Here is a 19,370-nt window from a genome sequence, read left to right as displayed (position 1 = left end):
AAACGGAGTCCGCGTGAGTCTTCGACGCAGGGTATTCGACGCCAAGGTAGGAATCGTGGGCGGTGCCGCGTACCGCTCCTTTCTCAGCCTCTCTCGCGCGGCGGACAGGTCGAGCCGGGGGGAGCTCCTCACGCGACAGCGCGCGGATGCCGCCGAGCTCGCTCGCTACGCCGCCGCGAAGTCACCGTGGTATCGCGAGCGGATCGGCGCGTTGCTGTCCGAGGATCTCACGGATCCGGCTGTGTTCGAGCGGATCCCTGTCCTCGAGAAGGAGGACCTACGCGACCACTACGACGAGATTCTTGCGAGGGACAGCGGGGTGCGGCGCACGATGGTCGCCCGCACCGGCGGGAGTACAGGTCTGCCGCTGAAGGTGCTGAAGGATTTCTCGGTGCGTCCGGCGACTCTCACCTGGCGTCTCATGGAGTGGTGGGGTGTGGACCCGTCGGACAACTCGGCGAGCGTCGAACGCCTGCCGTGGAAAGGCATCCGGCAGGCCGCGAACACCGCCTTCTGGTGGCCGACCCGCAAGGTGAACGTTGACGCCGGCGCGATGGACGAAGCCGACCTGCGTTATTTCGCCAACGCCATCAGACGGATCAGACCCAGGATGCTGTGGGGCTACGCGCATTCCCTGCATGAGTTCGCGCTGGCGGTGGAGCGCAACGGGTGGCAGGTGCCGCCGCTGCGCGCCATCTCGTCCACAGCCGCGCCCCTGACACGGGCGCAGGCGGCTGATGTCGAACGCATCCTCCGTGCGCCGATCTATGAGACCTACCGTGCGGCGGAAGTCTCTCTGATCGCGGGACAGTGCGAGCGTCGGCGCGGTATGCACATCCAGGCGGACCATAAGCTGCTCGAGGTGGTCGATGAATCAGGGCGCGCCGTGCCCGATGGAGAGCCTGGCGAGATCGTCGTGACGGATCTGCTCAACAGAGCGCAGCCGATGCTCCGCTACCGGCTGGGGGACGTCGGTGTGATCGATCCGGAGCCGTGTGCCTGCGGACGTCCGTTTCCCGTGCTGCTCTCGTTGCTGGGGCGGAGCAACGATGTGATCCGCACGCGGCAGGGGCTGGTGAGCATCTACAGCTTTGCTTCAGCCTTCTCGAAGCATCCGGCGATTCGCCAGTACCAAATCCATCAGATGGAGGACTTCTCCCTCGTGCTGAAGGTGGTCCCCAGCGGGTCGAATGTCACCCTCGACGACCTATCCGGCGCCCTCGCCGACCTCTCCGAGGAGTTCCACGGCTCACTGCCTGTCGCCGCCGAGATCGTCGACGTCATCCCGCACGTGCGCGGCAAGCAGAAGTCGATCGTCAGCCACCTGCCTGAGCCGGAGAGCGCGAACAGCTAGCGACGAGCAACCTATCGCGCTTCAGGCTCCGGCTGCACTCGCCAGCGTCCGTTCGAATGCGTCCACGGCGGCATCCGGTGTCAGATGGGCGGCTCGGTACGCGCGCCCCGCGGCCCCATGTTCGGCCGCGGTCGCGGGCTGGTCGGCCAGCGTCTCGATCGCGTCGACAAGAGCAACCGGGTCTCCGGCGGGCACGATCGGTCCGGCACCTGACGCGACGATCTCATCGTGAGTCGTGCTGGACGCGTCGACCGCGGCCACGACCGGAAGGCCGGTTGCGAAGTACGTGGTGAGCTTGCTCGGCACGGACATCTCCGTCAGACCGGGCCGCTCGTTCGCGAGGAGCACATCTGCAGCTGCCAACGCGTCGTAGAACTCGTCGTCCGGCAGCGGGTCCACGAACTGCAGACTCGGGTCGTCTCCGAGAGACTCCAGGTGCTGCCGCTGGTTGCCGTCGCCGAGCAGCACGAACCGGACTCGTGACCCGCGGCGGGTGGCCTCCCGTGCGGCGTACACGACGTTCTCGAGCCCCTGCTTGGCCCCCATCGCCCCCGCGTGCAGCACGATGATCTCGTCGTCAGCCCATCCAAGGCGAGCACGGGTCGCGGCGCGATTCGAATCGCCTACGTCGGGCACGTGAGACCAGTTCCGCACGACATCGATCGGCGTGGATGTTCCCACGCCGTCGAGGAACATGCCGCGGAACCGATCGTGGATCACCACGACGCGCGCGGCGGCGTCGGCGAGGCTGCGCTCGACGCGCGCGATCGCACGGCTTCCTCGTCCGTCGGACGCCTGTCCGACGCCGAGCGTGTAGATGTCCTGGACCCAGGTGACGACAGGGATGCGCTGAAGGCGCGCACGCAAAACGACCACCCGCGACGCCAGCAGAGCGGGGGAGACCACGACGATCACGCTCGGCCTGCCCCAGCGGGTGAACAGCGCGCGCAGGCCGAAGGACACTTCGAACCGGGCGCGGCGGAGGCTGTTCGGGTGCCGCGGGATGTAGTGCCGCATGCGCGTGACTCGCACACCATTGACGTCCCCGTCCGGCGGCAGCGTGGCGTGATCGTCAGGCACCCGCCACCACGGGTAGTGCGGGTACGACGTGATCACGCGGACGTGATGTCCGCGCTGAGCGAGACCTTCTGCCATGCCCGTCGTATAAGGACTGATCCCGGTCGGCTCGGGAGCATAGTTGACGCCCACGAAGAGTACCGAGCGATCCGGCGACGCGGTCGTCATTTCCTCACCGCGCTCTCGGTGTCGGGGCTGCGCGCGGCACCACGACAGTGTCGGGCACCGCGCGCGGGGCTCGTGGTGCGGCGGCAGTGCCTCTCCTGCCGCCGCAGATCTGCTTTGCGACTCCCCCTGCAGAGGTCATTGCGAAGCTCCACGAATTTTCGATGTGTCCAAACCCCAGTGCGACATATCTCCCCATTTCCCCAGGTCGGCCGTTGTCAACGGCCGACCGTGATGACAACGCCGACCCCTCGGCGCTGCCTGCCGTGACCCCCAGATCACGGAGCGGATGCGCGTCCCCTACGGCATCCGCAGTCTTCAATTGGCCCGAATGATGCGCTCGGGCTCCTCAGCGGTGCGCGGGTTGACAGGCGTCTCACCGCGCCACCGCCGTGCCGGGCGTGTTGAGCGCGTCAAGAGCTCGCCGCAGGGCGGTGCTCGACGTGTGCGCGGTGTACGGAAAATAGACGACTTCAACGCCGACCCGTGCCAGCTCCTGCTCGAGGAGCATCCCCTTCTCGGTGCCTCGCCAGTCATCACCCTTGAAGAAGTGCGTGAAATGCACGTCACGCCATGCATCGGTCTTCGCCGGTCTCGTCTCGATGTAGACATCGTCGACGAAGTCGATGTGGCGTACGATCTCGGCGCGCTCGGCGGCCGGAACGACCGGTTCGATGCCCTTGACGGTCCGCAGCATCTCATCACTCACGACGCCGGCGATCAGCACATCGCAGTGCTCTCGGGCATGGCGAAGAATGTTCAGATGCCCTACGTGGAACAGGTCGAACGCTCCCGCGGCATACCCGATGCGTGTCCCCATGAACTCCCCAGATCTTCTGTCTCTCGCAGCGGATCCCCATCCGCCGGCGCCCCGATGGCGCGATCTTCAGCGTGTTGAAGCGATGATCAATAGGCCCCCTTCGGCGCGACCATCACCCTGGCCGTGCGCCACATGATCTGCAGGTCGGTGATGACCGACCAGTTCTCCACATAGCGCAGGTCGAGGCGGATGCTCTCATCCCAGCTCAGGTCGCTGCGGCCCGAGATCTGCCAGAGGCCGGTGATGCCCGGCTTGATGTACAGACGACGCGAGACAGTGCCGTCGTAGTCGCTGACTTCGCTCGGCAGCGGCGGGCGAGGTCCGACGACACTCATCTCACCGGCGAAGACGTTCCAGAACTGTGGCAGCTCGTCGAGTGACAGCTTGCGCAGCACCCTCCCGATGCGGGTGACGCGTGGATCGTCCTTCATCTTGAATAGCAGTCCGGCCCCTTCATTCGCCGCCTGCAGTGCGGCGAGCTTCTGCTCGGCATCCGCGTGCATGGACCGGAACTTCACCATCTGGAAGGGCTTCCCATCCCGGCCCACGCGTTCTTGGAAGAAGAACACGGGACCGGGAGAATCCAATTTGATCAGCAGCGCGAGCACCGGTGTCACCGCGATGATCGGAATCAGCGCAAGAGCTGACACGACGATGTCGAGGGCGCGCTTGAGGACGTGCCGGCCACCTTCGTAGGTCGGTATCTGAACCTTGATCAGCGGCAGTCCCTCGACTGGCGAGAATGACAGCCTGGGCCCTGCGACATCAGCGAGGCGATTCGAGAGCACCAGCTCCGCGGCGGTTCCTTCGAGTTCCCAGCCGAGCCGTTTGACGAAGTCCGGGTCGCACTCTGGATGACCGGCGACGACGATCGTGTCGGCCTTGAGTTCGGCCGCGACCTGCGCGACGGTCTCGAGGTTGCCCAGTACCGGTACCGTCGTGCCGCCGAGGTCGAGTTCACGGGCGTTTCCGTCGAGCAGAGTGGCGCCCACCACCTGATAACCGGCCATGCCGATCGGCTCGAGAGCTGCGGCCACATACTCGACTTCGTCGCGGTTGCCGACCACGAGGGTGCGCGATGTGAGTCGGCCATGGCGGCGTTGGTTGCTCAGCCAACGCCGCCACGACCACCGACTCATCAGCAGGCCGAGCAGGCCGGAGGGGAGGGTGATGAGCACGGTGAGCCGCGTCGAGTCCCAGTCGAGAAGAACGGCAACGACCGCCATCATTCCGATGGCGAGGCCGGAGGCATGCACGATGCCTCTGTACTCGTCTGCGCTCGAACGAAAAAGTGCCGCGTCGTGAGTGCGCATCACGAGCAGCATGGCGAACCAGGCAGCTGCGAGAAGGGCACTTCGCGTCGCGACATTCGCGGGCGGTTCACCTAGATGAAGCTGGATGCCGGCCGTGATGCCTATGGCGATCACGATCACGGTAGCGTCCGTAAGACCGAGGTGGACGCGGTGCGCCCGTTCCCAGTGCAGACGGTGCTCCAGCGTCGCCGAGACGCGCGGCATTGACGCCGTGGTCGTCTCGACCCGGACGCGCGGAACGGTCGCCGAGATCACGGCCGATTCCTCGCGCGTAATGCTCAGAGCGTTCTCTACGGACGTCATGCCCGAACACCCCGAGCGGCGCATGTACGCATACCCCAGTGCGACATTGCTTCCCCAGTTTCATCCCCAGTACCGCACGTCCCATACGTGCGGGGCATCCGTCATCACAACCCCTTGTGATGTCGCTTGACCCGTGATCCCAAATCACGATGTGCGCGTCGTTCCCAGTCGACGCTCACTGCCAGGCAGTTCGGATATCGCTCACACTAGCGGAACCCGAACGTGATGGGTAGAGAAAAGCGACAGATTTCTGAATGTTCGTTGAGTGGCCCGTTCCAAGGGCCATCGAGCGCCCATCGCGGGCCATGGAGCGGCCCTTCGCGGGGCAATTGAGCGCGGAGGAGCGGACGAAGCCGACACAGACGACGAAGGCCGCAACTCCGCTCGGAGCTGCGGCCTTCGTCTTGGAACTGTGTGTCAGGCTGCTGCGTCGGCGTGCTGCCTGTTGCGGCGGACAGCGCCGGCAACCGCGATGCCACCACCGACAAGGAGCAGGGCTCCGCCGCCGATCCACAGGGTGAGCAGCGCTTCGCTGTCTGCACCGGTCGTGGCGAGGTCGTCGTCGTCACCGGGAGCTGCTGCGGCTGCGGCCGTGACGGTCGCCGAAGCGCCGACCGGGTTCGAAGCCGACGTAGCGGTGATCGTGTACGTGCCCGTGGCGTTGGCCGGCAACGTGATCTGAACGCCATCCAGGCCGCCCTCCGCGTTCGCCGTGGCGGTGCCGAGGGTCTCCGTCTGAACGACGAACTTCACGAACGCGAGCTCAGCTGCACTGGCGTTCTCACCCGTGATGGTGATCGTCACGGTCTCGCCGGCGACGAACGCGTCAGCCTCGACCGCGAAGGTGAAGGTGCCGCCCGGGGCTACGGTCGACGTGCTGACCGTACCGCTCGGGGTGGGAGTGTATGCGGATGCTGCAGCCGGAACGGCGAGCATCGCACCGGCGACGATCGCGGCGACGGCCGCCGCCTTGGTGATGGTGTGCTTCATGAGGTCCCCTCCGGATTATCTGTATTCCGAAACTCGCCTGGGCACAGATTCATCCCCTGGCGACCACGGATTTCCTTAGCCATTATTCAGCCATTTCACAGAGACTCGCAACCGTATCTCCGTTTTGAGCGTGAACAGTCGGTGTCATCCGTGTAACGATCTGCTCCGTTCGCGGCGCGCTCACACGCACGACGAGGCTCGCTTCCTCCCCGGGGGCGAGTCGCGTCGTCCACACCAGCACCTGCCTGTCGGCGTCGGTCCCGCCGCCGAGCCGTGGGCTTTCGACGGCATCCGCAGCGGCGGTGGAGATCAGAGTGGCACCCTCGGGAAGATAGATGTAGCTCACGGTCTCGACGTTCCCGGGCGGGACACCGTGCAGCCCACCGCCTGTGAGGTAGGAGGGCAGCGACGCTGCATCCTGCGGGGCAGCGTTACGCAACGTGACCGACAGCGCCGCTTCGCCGGAATGGCACCAGCCGGCCTCGCTGCCGGCTTCCATGTAGTAATCCATCTTCGACGCCGTGCCGTCGTTCAAGTAGACGCCGAACTCCGTTGAGGATGGATCGGTCGAGGCGAGCGATCCCTGCAGCGTCGTCCCGTCGAGGATGCTCTGCTCTTCGGCGGCGGCGTTCCAGATCATCAGGCGGTCCTCGTCGCCGGCGCGGCCGAGCGCTGAGACGAGAGCGGCTGGCTCGGTGGCGCCGGCTGTCAGTGACGAGAACACCGCGGCCGCCGCAGCGGCGAAGAACGCGTCCTGGTGTGCGGAATTCTCGTAGCGCAGGTACACCTCGTTGAGCAGCAGCTGCACGGCATTTTCGCTGGTGAGCTCGTCGCCTGTCGGCAGTTCGACGGGCCCCGTCGCGTTGAGCAGATAAGAGAGCGCGACGGGGTCGAGTGAGAGCACGCCGTCGACGGTGGCGCCTCGCTCACGCTCCCACATGGCCTGGATGATCGGTGCGTCGCGCGTGAAATCGGGAATCTGGGTGACGTTCTGCACGAATGTGGCCGGCTGCTTGCCGAAGAGCCGCAGTTCGTCATCCGTGAGCGGCACGACCGGGTCGTCGTACCTCGAGAAATCGGATGACGACGCCTGTGCGCCGATCGTCATCTTGCCGCCATCAGTGTGGACGAGCACCATCGCCCCGACGATGCCTCCGAGCGAGCGCCATTCGGCATTGTTCTGGAAGACGACGAGGTAGTCGCGCGGCCCATCGGCGCCGAGCATGGCCGGAAGCAACTGCGTCGTGCGGTTCAGGGTGTCCGCACCGGCGCTCACCTGTGCGAGCAGGCCTGAGACCTCGTCAATCGCCTCTCGGAGCGGCCCGACGAGAGGCGCGGTCTGGATACCCTCGATCGCCGAACGCGCTGTTCCCAGACCCGAAGCGCTCGCGCTGGCGGCTTCACGCAAACCATCGAAGATGGTGAGGTCGATTGCGCCGTCCTTCGGACGGATGCTGTCGAGCGAGAAGGATGCCGCGACCGAGGCGAGCGGCGTCAGCGCTTGAGACGCGACGTCGTCGAGGGCGTCGGCGACGGTGGATACGGCGGCGAGCTGTGGCCCAACCCAGGGGAGGCGCTCGCCCGCCTGCCAGACGACGTCGCTGGTGAGTTCTCGGGCCGCAGACGTTTCAGCGGAGATCGTGGAGATGAGGTCCGAAGCTTTAGCCGGGTCGGAGAGTACGGATGCCGCGTCGCTGGCAGCGCTGCGGGCGTTCGTCAGGTGCTGGTAAGCGAGATAGCCGCGCACGCCGATCCATGCGATCGCGCACACAGCGATGAGCAGAACTCCGGCGAGGATCCATGCCGTAACGCGCCCCGCTTTACGTCGGCGGAGGGCTGAGGCGGAAGTCACCATGCCACGATAGCTGGCCGAGTCGACCGAGCAGTGACCTGAATCGAACGCGGCGGCTTTCCGGATCTAGGCTAAGGATCGTTGCGCACCTGCGTTGACATGGGGTTGCTTCCTCTCCGATCGCGGAGCGGGGCCGCGATTCGACAAGGTTGAGATCACGAGTGAACGATACACACCTGCGGCAGTTGCTAGACGGCGTGATCGGTGCAGGCCTGTCGACGAACAGTGGCGTTTACGCGGGGATTGACCCCAGCTTGTCGATGCGCCTCAATGAGCGCGGTGAGTACGAGTATGTGGGCCTTGATGAGCACTATCGCGGTCCCTCCAGCGAGTTGTTGCAAGTATCGGCGTTCGGTGGGGTTGCTCCGAACGAGGATGAGGTCGCACGTGAGCGCTATGGGGACCAGGACGGCGTCCAGCACGATTCGATCGCCGGCTACCACGTAGGCACATTTGCGGGCTGGGTCGCCGAGGCCGATACTCGTTCTGAGGGCAGCTCGGGTGGTCTCGCTACATGGGTGTTGTGCGAGTTGATGGATCGTGGTGACATCGATGGTGTCATCCACCTACGAGACGGCGGCCCGGATGGGCAACTCTTCACCTATCAGGTTTCGAGGACGATCGACCAGGTGCGGTCGGGGGCGAAGACTCGGTATTACCCAGGCGAGCTGAGCGCCGTTCTGCGGGAGATTCGTGAAGTACCTGGTCGATACGCGGTCGTCGGAATTCCGAGCTTCATCTATGAGCTGCGTCTCCTGCAGCGAATCGAGCCCCTGTTCCAGGAACGCATCGTGTTTACGATCGGCCTGGTGTGCGGCCATCAGAAGTCGGCAAACTACGCGGCGTATCTCGCGTGGCGCGGCGGTGTGCAGCCCGGCACCTTGAGATCGATCGACTTCCGCAAGAAGGTCATGGGGGAGCCGGCGAACCGCTACTCCACTGAGCTCTGCGGAGTGATCAATGGCGTCGAGCAGGTGAAGGTCGTACCGCAGACCGAGCTCTTCGGCACCGACTGGGGGCTCGGATTCTTCAAGAGCAACTTCTCCGATTTCACGCAGGATGCCCTCAATGAGACTGCTGACCTCGTGCTAGGCGATGCGTGGTTGCCGCGGTACACCCCGGATGGAAGAGGGACGAACGTCGTCCTTGTGCGCGACGCGCGGCTGCTGCCGCTGTTTGAGGAGGGGCGGACGACCGGGCGGCTCCACCTGGAGACGATTCCGCTCCGTGACATTGTGGCGTCTCAGGCTTCGCTGGTCAGGCAGAGCGTTACCGAAATTCCCTATCGCTTCGATTACTTGAGACGTCGCGACGAGCGTACGCCGACCGTCCGTCGTACCATTCTGCCCGCGAAATTATCGCTCGCGCGTCGCCTCACCCAGCGGGTTCGGCTCGCGAATTCGCGAGAGAGTCACACAGCCTTTGTCGAAGCGGTGCGGGTGGCGCAACTAGCAGCGTTCGACCGTCGGATGGCTCCGCTTGCCCGGCGGTACAAGCTGGTTCAGCGAATCGTGAAAGCTCAGCAGCTCGCGGCGAAGGATCCCATAGCTCTAGTGAGTGTGGTCGTCCGGCGCATAGGACGGACGTTCCGACGCTAGGCGCGGCCGCGTCGGAACATTGTCGGCAGCATGCGAACGGCGCTGCGGAGTCCGTTTCGTCCAGTTCTCGGAATCACAACGATGCCGAGATAAGTGATTGTGCCAGCCGCGACACCAGAGAGGGATGCGAGTCCATCGGGCCAATCGCTGAGAAGGCCCGACAGGACACTTGCCGCGATGAACCCGAATCCGGCGGCGACGACGAGCAGCACACCGTTCCACCAATAGCGCCAAGAGTCTTGCTGGGCGGTCTTGGCGAGCCAGATGAGGTTGATGGGCCAGCTGATGATCAACCCGATCGTGACGGCCCAAGCGATCGCCTCGATGCTGATGAATGACGCGCCCAGAATCAGGAGCGACGCGATCGTCTTTGTGACGAGGTTGTAGTACACAAGCTGGCGCCCCAGGTTAGCGGCGATGAACCCCCAATAGCTCACGCGAGAGAAGGTCCACACCACGCCACCGACGGCGAGGATCTGGAAGATCGGGATGGCAGCGTCCCAGTCGGGGCCGAGTGCCAAAGGAATGAGCCAGTCTGCGACAGCTGCGGTCATCGCGTAAAGCCAGACGACCGGGAGCCCGAGCACGAACTGCAAGCGTACGAGGACGGAATCAGCGGACCTGCCCTCGTCGCGCGCGTGATTCACCGTAGGGATGACTACCTGGGTAAGCGGACCGATGATGGAGTTGAGCGGCGCAGTGAGTAGCTGAAACGCGCGGGTGTAGCCTCCCAGGCTCGCCGCGTCCCACCGCGCGCCAATCGACACGGTATCGAGGTTCTGCGAGATGTACGTGAGGAACTGGGCGAGGCCGAACGCGAAGCTGTCTCCGATCATGGCGCGATTGTCGTTGCCGCCCCGCGGGCGACTCGGCGCCCAGCGCGCCGCTACCCACCTCAATGCGAGACCGACCAACGCCACTGTCAGCACCTGGGCGACGAGGGCCCAATAGTCCCACCCGATGACCGCACCGACGATGGCTATGCCCAGTCCTGTCGCCTGCGCAGTCAGATCTGCTGCGACGAGACGCGGAATGCGTTGCGCGCGCGCCAGCTGGACCTGAAGCTGCGAAGCCGCTGCGTTCAAAATCACCCCGACGGCCAACGCTGGCATCACTGCGAAGAGACGCGGCTCGTCATACAGAAGGGCAACTAGCGGGGTGGCCGCGACCAGAAGCAAAGCAGCGCTGGAGCCGAGCCCGAGGCTTAGCCAGAAAAGGTTTGATGCCTGCTGGTGGGAAAGGTTCTGGCGCTGTAAACCTACGACGCTTGTCCCGAAATCTCGGATCAGCTCGCCGAGTGCGACGAACGCAGTGACCATCGCAATGAGCCCGAAATCTTCTGGTGATAGCAGGCGTGAGAGTAAGACGATCGAGGAGAACTGAACGAGCAGTTTGCCCGCCTGGCCGGCGAGCGCAACACCCCCGCCTCGGGCCCCCCGAATCATTGCGTCAGTCACTTTGGGGAGTCTATCCGGGGTGGGCAATGCGGGGCGGGAGCACGATCAGACAGACATCTCGCGAGCATCCCGTCGGTTAGGACACTATCGCGCGAAGGATGCAGACGCGATCGCCTTCTTCAGGAAGACGACGGATTGCTGTTGTCTGACGCGAATTCTGGCGTTGACATCCTCCCAGTCAATCGGATTCTCAACTATGGCGACGGATGGCGTCGACCCGGGCAACACCAGGCGGTCCTCTAGCCCGACGACACGGAGCAGACTTTCGAACCGAGAAGCCCCGCGCTCCTTGTTCGCGATCGAAAGAAAGGGTCGATTGAACAGCAATGCGAAGACCGTTCCATGAAACGAGTCCGTCACGACGAAATCGGAGTCACGCACGGCGCCGAGCCAGGCTTCGATGCTCGGGCGGGCGTACTGTTGCGGCGCGCTGCGATAGTCGCGGAAACTAGCGGGGACTGACGGAGCTAATGTCATCGGCTGGGACCCCAATATCGCAGCAACGGCGGTCACCGACTGGAGCGTTGCGGGATGTCTGTCGAGGACATAGGTCACGAGTGGCTTCGCACCGATCGGGTCGATTGCCTTGTCGGCTAGCGCTGAGTACCGATCGACGTTGAGCAGCATTGTCGGATCTACGACGTGTTCAGCTTCAATGTTCCATAGCCGTCTCGCCAGCTCGATTCCCCCTGTCTCGCGAACTGAAGCCGCCGAGAGCCGTTGGGCTAGAGGCCGCGTGAGCGAGGCCAAATCCGCTGAGAATTCGTTCTCGTCCGTGCCGAACGAAGCCGCATAGGCGATGCGCGGGCGCGTGTCGTCGTCCCGTAGGAAGTCGAACAGGTACGTCGGCACTCTGCCGAACCGGGCGCGCCAGACCTGATCGCTTCCAGTGACGAACAGGTCGGCGCGTGCCAACTCCTCTTCGTCAACGCGGCCAGACGCACCATATAGTCTCACCGTCGAGATATTTTCGGCGACGAACCGCATCAACTCTTGGTCACGCGATTTTCGAATCGCTTCTTCAACCCACGCTCGGCTGACGTGCCTGGGCACGCCCATTCTCGTCAGCGCAATCCTGATTGCGGACTTGATGTTCCGGATGAGGTTAGAGATACGTGCATCGCGCGCAACACCAGGTGACAAGTCGGTACGCGGTTCCGCGCCCAATTCCTCGAGCGCCTGTTGAAGCGCGTAGGCCTGCAGGATGCCGCCGTAGTTTCCCTGTCCGAGCGGTCGCGTCCTGACGATTGCGACGGGTCGCTTGTTTCCAGCTGTCATTCTCGCTCCTCTGCCTGCGCGGCACGCAGCCGTGCAAACGCAGCATCGCTGTAGTTGCTGCGAAGTGCTTCGTCATTGCCGCCACCGGCAATATTCGAATGGGCGAGGGCAACGTTCTGCGTACCGGGGAGAGCCAACGGCTGGAACGGCTTTCGGAACACCTGTCGCGTTTCTGCCCCTGCCGCAATTGCCGTTGAGTTCAACCAGATGTCATCAACGCGCGGTGCGGTGACAAGAAACCCGGCGCCCCGCCCGTGAAGAGCTCGCAAGACCGCTCGCGGATATGCCACGCCGGCTTCGCCGATTCCGAAGTGCAGGAAAGATGGTTTATCAGAGGTGCACAGCGGCCAAGTGGTCCAGGGCTCGAAGCCATCCTCTGACAGGCGGATCTGTCGTGCTCGGTACGCGACGATTGAGGTGGGATCCGCAGCAGCCGCCGCCATCAAGTGAGTGAGCCACCATCGTGGATAGAGAACATCGTCGTCGGCAGTCACCAATCTTTGCACCTGATCGGTGAGCGCGGTTTCCAGCGCCGGAAAGTACTTCTTGTGAGGTCCAAGATCTTCGGTGCGCCGAAGTTCGAGCCCGCGGTTAATCAGACGACGGAGTCCTGGAGGAGGGCTCAACAGCGCGGGTTCGTCGTCGAGCCACAGGATGACGCGCTTAGGGCGACTGGAGCCCATCGCGATGGACTCGATCGTCAGATGGACCTTCAGAATGCGTGGACCATAAGAGGTCAATGAGACGATCGCGTCGCCGTCTCCCGTGATGCGTTCTCTGGACCACCGATTACGAAGCCGCAAGGCGTTGCTTGTCGCGCGTGCAGCAAGGCGACGCAACATGATCGGTGGGAGGCGGCGCACCGAGCCGCGGAGTCCGTGCTGAGCAAACGACCTCAAGAGTCGGCGAATCATGACTCGTTCGCCGAAGCCAGTGCAACGAAGGAGGCTCTGGCGTCCGGAGACCCGTCGTTGCTAGGTCGCGTGACGGGCGAGTTCGCTGTGCAGGCGAGTGTTCGGATCATCAGCGCTAACTCTGCCACATCGTCGAGTACGCCGTCCGCTTGCTCCGGGGTCACGGCACAGGCAGCCGATAGTGTGCTGGCGAGGGCAATTGGAGAGTCATGGCGCTTCGCATCTTGTTTGTAAGCCACACCGACGTTTTCGGCGCGTTTCGCGTAGGCAGTCATCATTATGCGCGGGAACTGGCAAAGGCTGGGAATGATGTGGTGCACCTCTCGACGCCCTTGTCCCTCGCTCACACGATCACTCGACGTATCAGTCCTGAGAGACGGCGAGCCATACCCCGAGGCGTGCACACTGATGATTTCGGCGTTAGGCATGTCGTTCCGAGATCCGTACTTCCGGCTGGTGTCGGCTACATCGACTGGATCGCCCTACTCCGTGGACTACGACTACCGACTGACTTCGACGTGGTCTTCCTCGACCAGCCATTGCTCTGGAACTCGTCACTCAGACAGGTCGCGCGCACGCTCATCTACCGTCCTACTGATGAGTATCCCGCGGGAGTGAAAGCCCGCCTTCAAGCCGACATCCTGACAAAGGCTGATGGCGTGATCGCGACCTCAGGACGCGTTCTAGAGGCACTAGGCGAAATCGAGACTCCTAGCGTTGTGCACGTGAATGGCGTTGAGGTGGAGCGGTTCGAGGGCACAACTGATTCCACGATGCGGGATAGGACGTGCGTATACGTCGGCGCTCTGGATCATCGATTCGATCAAATGCAGGTTGAACAGTGGGCATCGGAGTTTCCGGATTGGCGGTTTGAGATTGCTGGCCCGCCGCTCAGCGGCTGGAAACCTTCGTCAAGCAACATCGTTACACCCGGCACGCAACCATATGAGCGATTGCCGAAGCTTTTCCGGTCGGCCCGGATTGGACTTCTGCCGCTTTCAGACAGTCCGCTGAATGCAGGGCGCAGTCCAATGAAGCTGTATGAGTATCTCGCGGCCGGTCTATCGGTTGTGGCGAAGCGGACGGCAGTCATTCATCCAAATGACGAGATAGGTGTATTCACCTATGAGAACAGTGCGCAGGCGCGAGAATCGCTCGCAAGTGCGATGCGCTTCCCAGTTCCGAATACGCGGGGTGTCACGGCGGCGCGAGAGCAGTCCTGGACGACGAAAGCCAAGTGTGTACTCGAATTCGCTCAAGCTATAGGGAAGCAATAGCGTTCAGTGAAAGCGGACGAACCTCCGCTGCTGCCTAGGCCCGATATGCGGTGAAGTTTGCATTGACGAGTCCACTGGAACTCGATCGTCTGCCAGTCGTCCCGAGACGTTCTATTAGGTGGACTCCGACTGCGGCGAGAATCAAATAAACCACGATCCCCTGCGGGAACAAGAAAATTCTCCACGTCTCCGCAAAGCAGTAGAGCAATACTCCCGGGATGAGGGATAGGGCGTTGGTTTGCCGAGCGAGTGCTCCGAAAACGAACCCGGCGATCACGTAAACAAGCGTCGCGGCTATGAGACCAGCGAACCCATAGTTCGATGCAACGTCTGCAAAAGCCGAATTGGTGGTCAAATTCCCCGCGACATCAACCGGCACTGGATACTTCGATGCAGTCACGACGGCTTCCGGCGTTTCAGGACGCAGGAAAGTCGGCGTCAACAGTTGCAGAACATTGCCACCGATTTCTACTCTACTGCTTTGCATGGCTTCGGACACACCTAGAGAAACTTGGAATGGAGTGCCTAGGTAGGCCGCGAACTGGTAAAAACTCATGGATAGTGGATCATCGATCCCGAACCCCTTGTAAAAATTCGCGTTTCGCGAGTAGTTGAAGAAAACTAGTGCCAAAGCGCACAAAGATGCAGGGATGGCGACGGCGACCCATCTAATTCTGAACCCTGGGAACGCGTTGGTGAGAATGTAGGCGGCAACTATTATTGCCATAATAAGCGAAAGGCGCGAGGAGAACAACGCGTTTGTAAGAAGAAGCAGCACATTCCAGACGACGAGGGGCCACCTCGTGATTCCTTGCGCAAGCAGCATGATGCTATAAGGTGCCGCAATCGCAGCAGTATAGCGCAACGTCGCAATTCCTGCGCTACCGGTGAGGGATTCGGAAAGTTGATTAGCCTGGGAGGACTCCAGCGCGGTGAGTATGCCACTCAACGAACCCGCGGTGGTGACGGCATGAGCAACACCGATTGTCGCCAAGGACGTGAGAACGAGGAGCCCGACGCGTTTCGCCCTCTTGGAGGTATCGGGGTTGGGCTCGTATCCCCGTCGGGACTTTGTGTGCAGGCGTGCGGCTAACTGCGCACCCGACCTGCGCGCGACATGCACGAGAATTGTGATCCAGAGATACCACATCAGTACAGGCAATACGGTGCCGAATGTTAGTGAGGGCCGCGCCGCGAACCCGCGGAGCGCATACGATTCGCCTGGGATCAGCCACACTGCGACGCTTACTGCCACGGGAACGAAAATCGCGACCTCTGGAATGAGCCATCGGCGAAGGACATTCTTCGTGCGTGGTCGTTCGGGAACTCGCTCTGCACTTCTTGTGTTCATGGTTCGTGATCTCATGGATTCAGCGTTCTGGAAACCGTTTCGGCGACAGTGGACCAGCTGTATCGTGCTCGCAGGTCTGTCGTTGATGAGATGGAGGGAATAGTCGCGATCTCCACGAGCGCACCGGCCCAAGCCGAGGGGTCGTCTGCGTCTGTCACGGCAAGTCCCTGACCCTGGACGATCTCCGCCACACTTTCACAACCCGTCCAGTAGATCACCGGAGTACCGCAAAGCATGCTTTCCAGCGCGGGAAGACCGAAGCCTTCGAGCGTCGACGGCAGAGCCGTCGCCAGCGCGCCACGGTATAGATTGCAAAGCTGGTCGTCATTCAATCCGTGTAAGGCGACAACTCGATCGGGGACTCTGGCGCTGGCGGCGGCGCGCATGAAGTCGTCGGGATTGGGAGTCACCGCCACTAACCGGAGTTCGGGTGTCAGAGCGAGCGCCGCGAGCAGCACACCGGCATTCTTGTGCGGCTTGAGGTTTCCTACATAGAGCGCATACGGGTAGTCGGGGACGCCCGCGGGTGCTCCTGGGGTGAAAGCTGGGGACGCACCGTTGCCCGCATTCACTACTTGAATCCGACCGTCATCCAGCCACTCGGTGACCGCTCTCTTTGAAGTTTCCGAAACGGTTAGGACCAGGCGTGCGCGAGTTACCGCTGGGCGCAGCACGTACCGATAGTAGATGTCGTACTTTGCTCTTGCCTCCGTGAGATGGATGAGGTCGTGCACAGTTACGATCTGGCGTGCGCCTGCCAGTCCTGCGTTGTAACCCGGCGAATAAATCGTTGCGTCGCGCGGGGATGTGCGCGGAGTGAGAAGATCGCGCGCCGACCCCGGCTCGCCCGGTGCCGACAGCGGCGTCCATGGCAGGCTCAGCCGAGTGATGACTTCGCGCGCGTAGCGACCAATGCCGTGATTTCCATCCCAGCGGTTGTCGACAACTAATGAGGTCATCTCGTACTCCCCGTCCGGACCCAATTCGCCATCTCATTGCGGAACCGGGTGGTGGAGAAAAGCGAGGCGCGCAATGCGAGGTTGTTCAGGTCCAGTCTGCTCGTTTCGTCGATGGCTTCGCGCCATCGACGTGCAGGGAGTTCGATTGTCACGCCCCCCGCGGCCGCGGAGACACTCTCGACGGCGCCCCCGACGGTCGGCACGACCACTGGAGTCCCGGCCGCCATCGCTTCGACGGGCATGATGCCGAAGTCTTCGATGGCGGGGAAGATGAGTACACGAGCGCGCTGGTACAGCGCGTAGAGCAGGGCGTCTGACGGACTTATGACGAACGACACCGGCACATTAGCCACATCTGCGCGTGCCTTCAATGATTCATAGTCAGGCCCGCGACCTGCGAGCACGACGGGTGTGCCGGTCGCCTCGCCGGCTTCGATGACCAGGTCGAGCCTCTTATATGAGACGAATCGAGAAGCGCCGAGCAGGAAGTCATCGGGTAGCGACTCGAGCTGGGTCAACTCCTCACCTGAGAGGTGGTCGCGCCAGTCGCCACCGGCAATGATTCGATCCGTATCGACAGGCGGATAGATGACGTCGGCGTCGCGATCCCACACGCGTCCGATACGCTCACGCGTGAACTCACTGTTCGCAGCCATGCGCACCGATTCCTGAGCACGACGCTTGTCGATGGGCTTGAATGCACTGCCGGCAAAGCGCACAAGGGCGTTGCTTCCGCGGTGGTCGAGATCGGGCTCCCAAATGTATCTCGCCGGGGTGTGAATGTAGGAGAATTTCGGGGCGTTCGCGTCAACACCTCGGGGGCGTACGTGATGGGCGAAGAGATGCGAGCTGGCGAGAATCCAGTCGTAGTTGCGATGCGCTTTCACCGAGCGCCACGTAGCGGGAAGGAACGGAAGACTCAGAGCCTTGCTCCGGCGAAGTGGAGTACGCGCGAGCCACGTCTCGTACGTTTTCACGGGGTAGCGGTCGGGATCATCGGTCCAGAGCACCTGCAGATCGGCATCCGGGAACGTTCTTACGAACTGGTCGACCACGTTCTCCGACCCGCCGGCGCTCGCAACCCATTCATGAACTATCAGACCACTCATGCGTGCTCATCCGGTCGGCGAGGTCGGCACGTAGCGCGGTGCAATCTAGTCAACGTGCGGTCTCCCCAGGTGCGAACACGGCTTTGGCTGTCTTGAGAAGGATGCTCAGGTCGCCCAGGAACGACCAGTTCTCCACGTAATAGAGGTCGAGCCGTACCGCTTGCTCCCAATCCAGGTCGCTGCGTCCGCTGACTTGCCACAGCCCGGTTATTCCGGGTCGGGCCAGCAGGCGCCGCCGGGCAGCATCGGAATAGAGTGCGACCTCCGCAGCGATCTGAGGCCGAGGGCCGACCAGGCTCATCGAACCGCCCAGCACGTTGAAGAACTGGGGGAGTTCGTCCAGCGAGTACTTTCGGATGAACTCGCCTACCGGTGTGAGTCGTGGATCGTCCCTCAGCTTGAATAAAGGTCGCTCGCTAGTGCCTTGCGCCTTGAGGAGGGCCGGTAGTTCTTTGTCGGCACCGACGTGCATCGAGCGGAACTTGAGCATTTTGAACGGTTCGCCGTTGAGTCCAATGCGTTCCTGCTTGAACAGGAGGGGCCCGGGGCTCGTCGCTTTTACAGCGATGGCGACAGCTGCGAGCAATGGGGAAGCGACGACGATCAGAGCCAACGAACCTACGATGTCTGCCAGGCGCTTCGCGAAACGCTGGCCGGTGCTGAAACGTGGCGTCTCCACGTGAATCAAGGGGAGGCCCGAGACGGGTCGTGTGTGGATGCGCGGACCTGTGATGTCGGTGATGCTCGGCGCCAGCACCAGATGCTGTTTGCCGGCCTCGAGAGTCCAAGAGATCCTCTTGACAGTGCCGGGCGGCAGATCGCCGCTCGTCACGATGACGGTGTCGGCACCGCTGGATTTAAGGGCGCTCGTGACATCGTTGGATGTTCCCAGGATCGGGATATCGGTGTTCGGGATGGCGCTGGCAGGGTGCGCGGTTGCGGTGCAGGCTCCGATGACCTGATAGCCGGAGTCCCGGGCACGGCGCAACTCTGCGGCGATGTTCGCGATTGATTGTTCTGATCCGACCAGGAGCGCCCGTGCTGAATACGCACCCGTGCGGCGACTTGAGACCAGCCACTGTCGCCATATCCATCTGACGAGCACCAGCGTGGCTACACCGATCGGCAGGCTGATCAATAGATATCCACGCGCGACGTCGACCCTCGTGAGGAAGGCGATGATCGCAACAGCGCCGAACACGGTGAAACTGGCGCGTGCGACTCTGACGTACTCGGCAGTGCCGGTTCCGATGACGCGATGACTTCTGGAGTCGATCAATCCGAGGGACCAGACCCAGACGACGATCAACGCAGCCGAGAAAAGCCAGTAGGAGATGGGCGGTACAGAGCTGTCGACGCTCCCCGAAGCGACGCGAACCTCGCGAAAACCGAGCCAAGCGATCTGCGTGCCGTACACAACCCAGACCAGCACCAGGAGGTCTGTGAGCCATAATTTGCGCTCGTAGCTGCGTCGCCAATCGAAAGTCTCAGAATTGCCGTCCACAGTTCTATTTCAGCCCCCCGACTCGAAACGTCCCGAGCACCCCTCTGGG

15 protein-coding genes are annotated in these 19,370 nt (G+C 62.6%); 3 read left to right on the top strand and 12 right to left on the bottom strand.

All coding sequences use genetic code 11. The annotated features are described in order from the left end of the window. Window positions 1-13: 13 nt before the first annotated feature. Window positions 14-1,354 carry a phenylacetate--CoA ligase family protein gene (locus IM776_RS12325; RefSeq protein ID WP_194420384.1) on the top strand — a complete coding sequence of 447 codons (1,341 nt, stop codon included), beginning with the start codon at window positions 14-16 and terminating at the stop codon, window positions 1,352-1,354. Between the two features lie 21 nt (window positions 1,355-1,375). On the opposite strand, the gene IM776_RS12320 is transcribed toward IM776_RS12325, so the two are convergent. From IM776_RS12320 to IM776_RS12300, 5 genes are all read right to left on the bottom strand, one after another. After that, a complete protein-coding gene (locus tag IM776_RS12320; protein ID WP_194420383.1) occupies window positions 1,376-2,599 on the bottom strand; it encodes a glycosyltransferase in 1,224 nt (407 codons plus the stop codon). A 373-nt stretch (window positions 2,600-2,972) separates the two neighbouring features. Further along, window positions 2,973-3,416 (bottom strand): FAD synthase family protein, encoded by a 444-nt coding sequence (locus IM776_RS12315; protein ID WP_194420382.1) that lies wholly within the window; start codon window positions 3,414-3,416, stop codon window positions 2,973-2,975. A gap of 86 nt (window positions 3,417-3,502) precedes the next feature. Then, the gene (locus tag IM776_RS12310) at window positions 3,503-5,032 is read right to left on the bottom strand and encodes a sugar transferase (protein WP_194420381.1); all 1,530 of its coding nucleotides are present in this window, start codon (window positions 5,030-5,032) and stop codon (window positions 3,503-3,505) included. A 417-nt stretch (window positions 5,033-5,449) separates the two neighbouring features. Beyond that, window positions 5,450-6,022 (bottom strand): hypothetical protein, encoded by a 573-nt coding sequence (locus IM776_RS12305; RefSeq protein ID WP_194420380.1) that lies wholly within the window; start codon window positions 6,020-6,022, stop codon window positions 5,450-5,452. Between the two features lie 82 nt (window positions 6,023-6,104). After that, window positions 6,105-7,874, bottom strand: a complete 1,770-nt coding sequence (locus tag IM776_RS12300; protein WP_194420379.1) for a DUF4012 domain-containing protein — start codon at window positions 7,872-7,874, stop codon at window positions 6,105-6,107. 161 nt (window positions 7,875-8,035) lie between these two features. On the opposite strand from IM776_RS12300, the gene IM776_RS12295 reads away from it, so the two are divergent. Beyond that, complete coding sequence (locus tag IM776_RS12295) at window positions 8,036-9,472, top strand: Coenzyme F420 hydrogenase/dehydrogenase, beta subunit C-terminal domain (protein ID WP_194420378.1); 1,437 nt, start codon at window positions 8,036-8,038, stop codon at window positions 9,470-9,472. Here IM776_RS12295 and IM776_RS12290 read toward each other — a convergent pair. The 3 genes from IM776_RS12290 to IM776_RS12280 all read right to left on the bottom strand — a co-directional run bounded on the left by IM776_RS12290 (window position 9,469) and on the right by IM776_RS12280 (window position 13,121). Continuing rightward, window positions 9,469-10,929, bottom strand: coding sequence for a lipopolysaccharide biosynthesis protein (locus IM776_RS12290; protein WP_194420377.1), 1,461 nt, complete (start codon window positions 10,927-10,929; stop codon window positions 9,469-9,471). The two genes, IM776_RS12295 and IM776_RS12290, sit on opposite strands and share 4 nt — an antisense overlap. Before the next feature lie 84 nt (window positions 10,930-11,013). Further along, entirely contained in the window at window positions 11,014-12,207 is a 1,194-nt protein-coding gene (locus IM776_RS12285) for a polysaccharide pyruvyl transferase family protein (protein WP_194420376.1), read from the bottom strand. Beyond that, on the bottom strand, window positions 12,204-13,121 hold the full coding sequence (locus tag IM776_RS12280; RefSeq protein WP_194420375.1) for a glycosyltransferase: 918 nt from the start codon (window positions 13,119-13,121) through the stop codon (window positions 12,204-12,206). The genes IM776_RS12285 and IM776_RS12280 overlap by 4 nt, the downstream gene beginning before the upstream one ends. A gap of 209 nt (window positions 13,122-13,330) precedes the next feature. Between IM776_RS12280 and IM776_RS12275 the strand changes: the two genes are divergently transcribed. Continuing rightward, on the top strand, window positions 13,331-14,398 hold the full coding sequence (locus IM776_RS12275) for a glycosyltransferase family protein (RefSeq protein ID WP_194420374.1): 1,068 nt from the start codon (window positions 13,331-13,333) through the stop codon (window positions 14,396-14,398). 34 nt (window positions 14,399-14,432) lie between these two features. Here the strand turns inward: IM776_RS12275 and IM776_RS12270 are convergent, their stop codons facing one another. Genes IM776_RS12270 through IM776_RS12255 form a run of 4 tightly spaced genes read right to left on the bottom strand, consistent with a single transcriptional unit; the run spans window position 14,433 to window position 19,321 of the window. Next, window positions 14,433-15,764, bottom strand: a complete 1,332-nt coding sequence (locus tag IM776_RS12270; RefSeq protein ID WP_194420373.1) for a hypothetical protein — start codon at window positions 15,762-15,764, stop codon at window positions 14,433-14,435. Further along, a complete protein-coding gene (locus IM776_RS12265) occupies window positions 15,761-16,708 on the bottom strand; it encodes a glycosyltransferase family 4 protein (RefSeq protein ID WP_194420372.1) in 948 nt (315 codons plus the stop codon). Before IM776_RS12265 ends, IM776_RS12270 begins: the two co-directional genes overlap by 4 nt. Further along, window positions 16,705-17,817: a glycosyltransferase gene (locus tag IM776_RS12260; protein WP_194420371.1), complete on the bottom strand. Its 1,113-nt coding sequence runs from the start codon at window positions 17,815-17,817 to the stop codon at window positions 16,705-16,707. Before IM776_RS12260 ends, IM776_RS12265 begins: the two co-directional genes overlap by 4 nt. Window positions 17,818-17,866: 49 nt before the next feature. Continuing rightward, window positions 17,867-19,321 (bottom strand): sugar transferase, encoded by a 1,455-nt coding sequence (locus tag IM776_RS12255; RefSeq protein WP_194420370.1) that lies wholly within the window; start codon window positions 19,319-19,321, stop codon window positions 17,867-17,869. Between the last annotated feature and the right edge of the window lie 49 nt (window positions 19,322-19,370).

The organism is Microbacterium abyssi (assembly GCF_015277895.1).
GTDB lineage: Bacteria > Actinomycetota > Actinomycetes > Actinomycetales > Microbacteriaceae > Microbacterium > Microbacterium abyssi.
The sequence above is the reverse complement of the archived record's forward strand: the minus strand, read 5'-3'. Positions and strand labels throughout refer to the sequence as shown.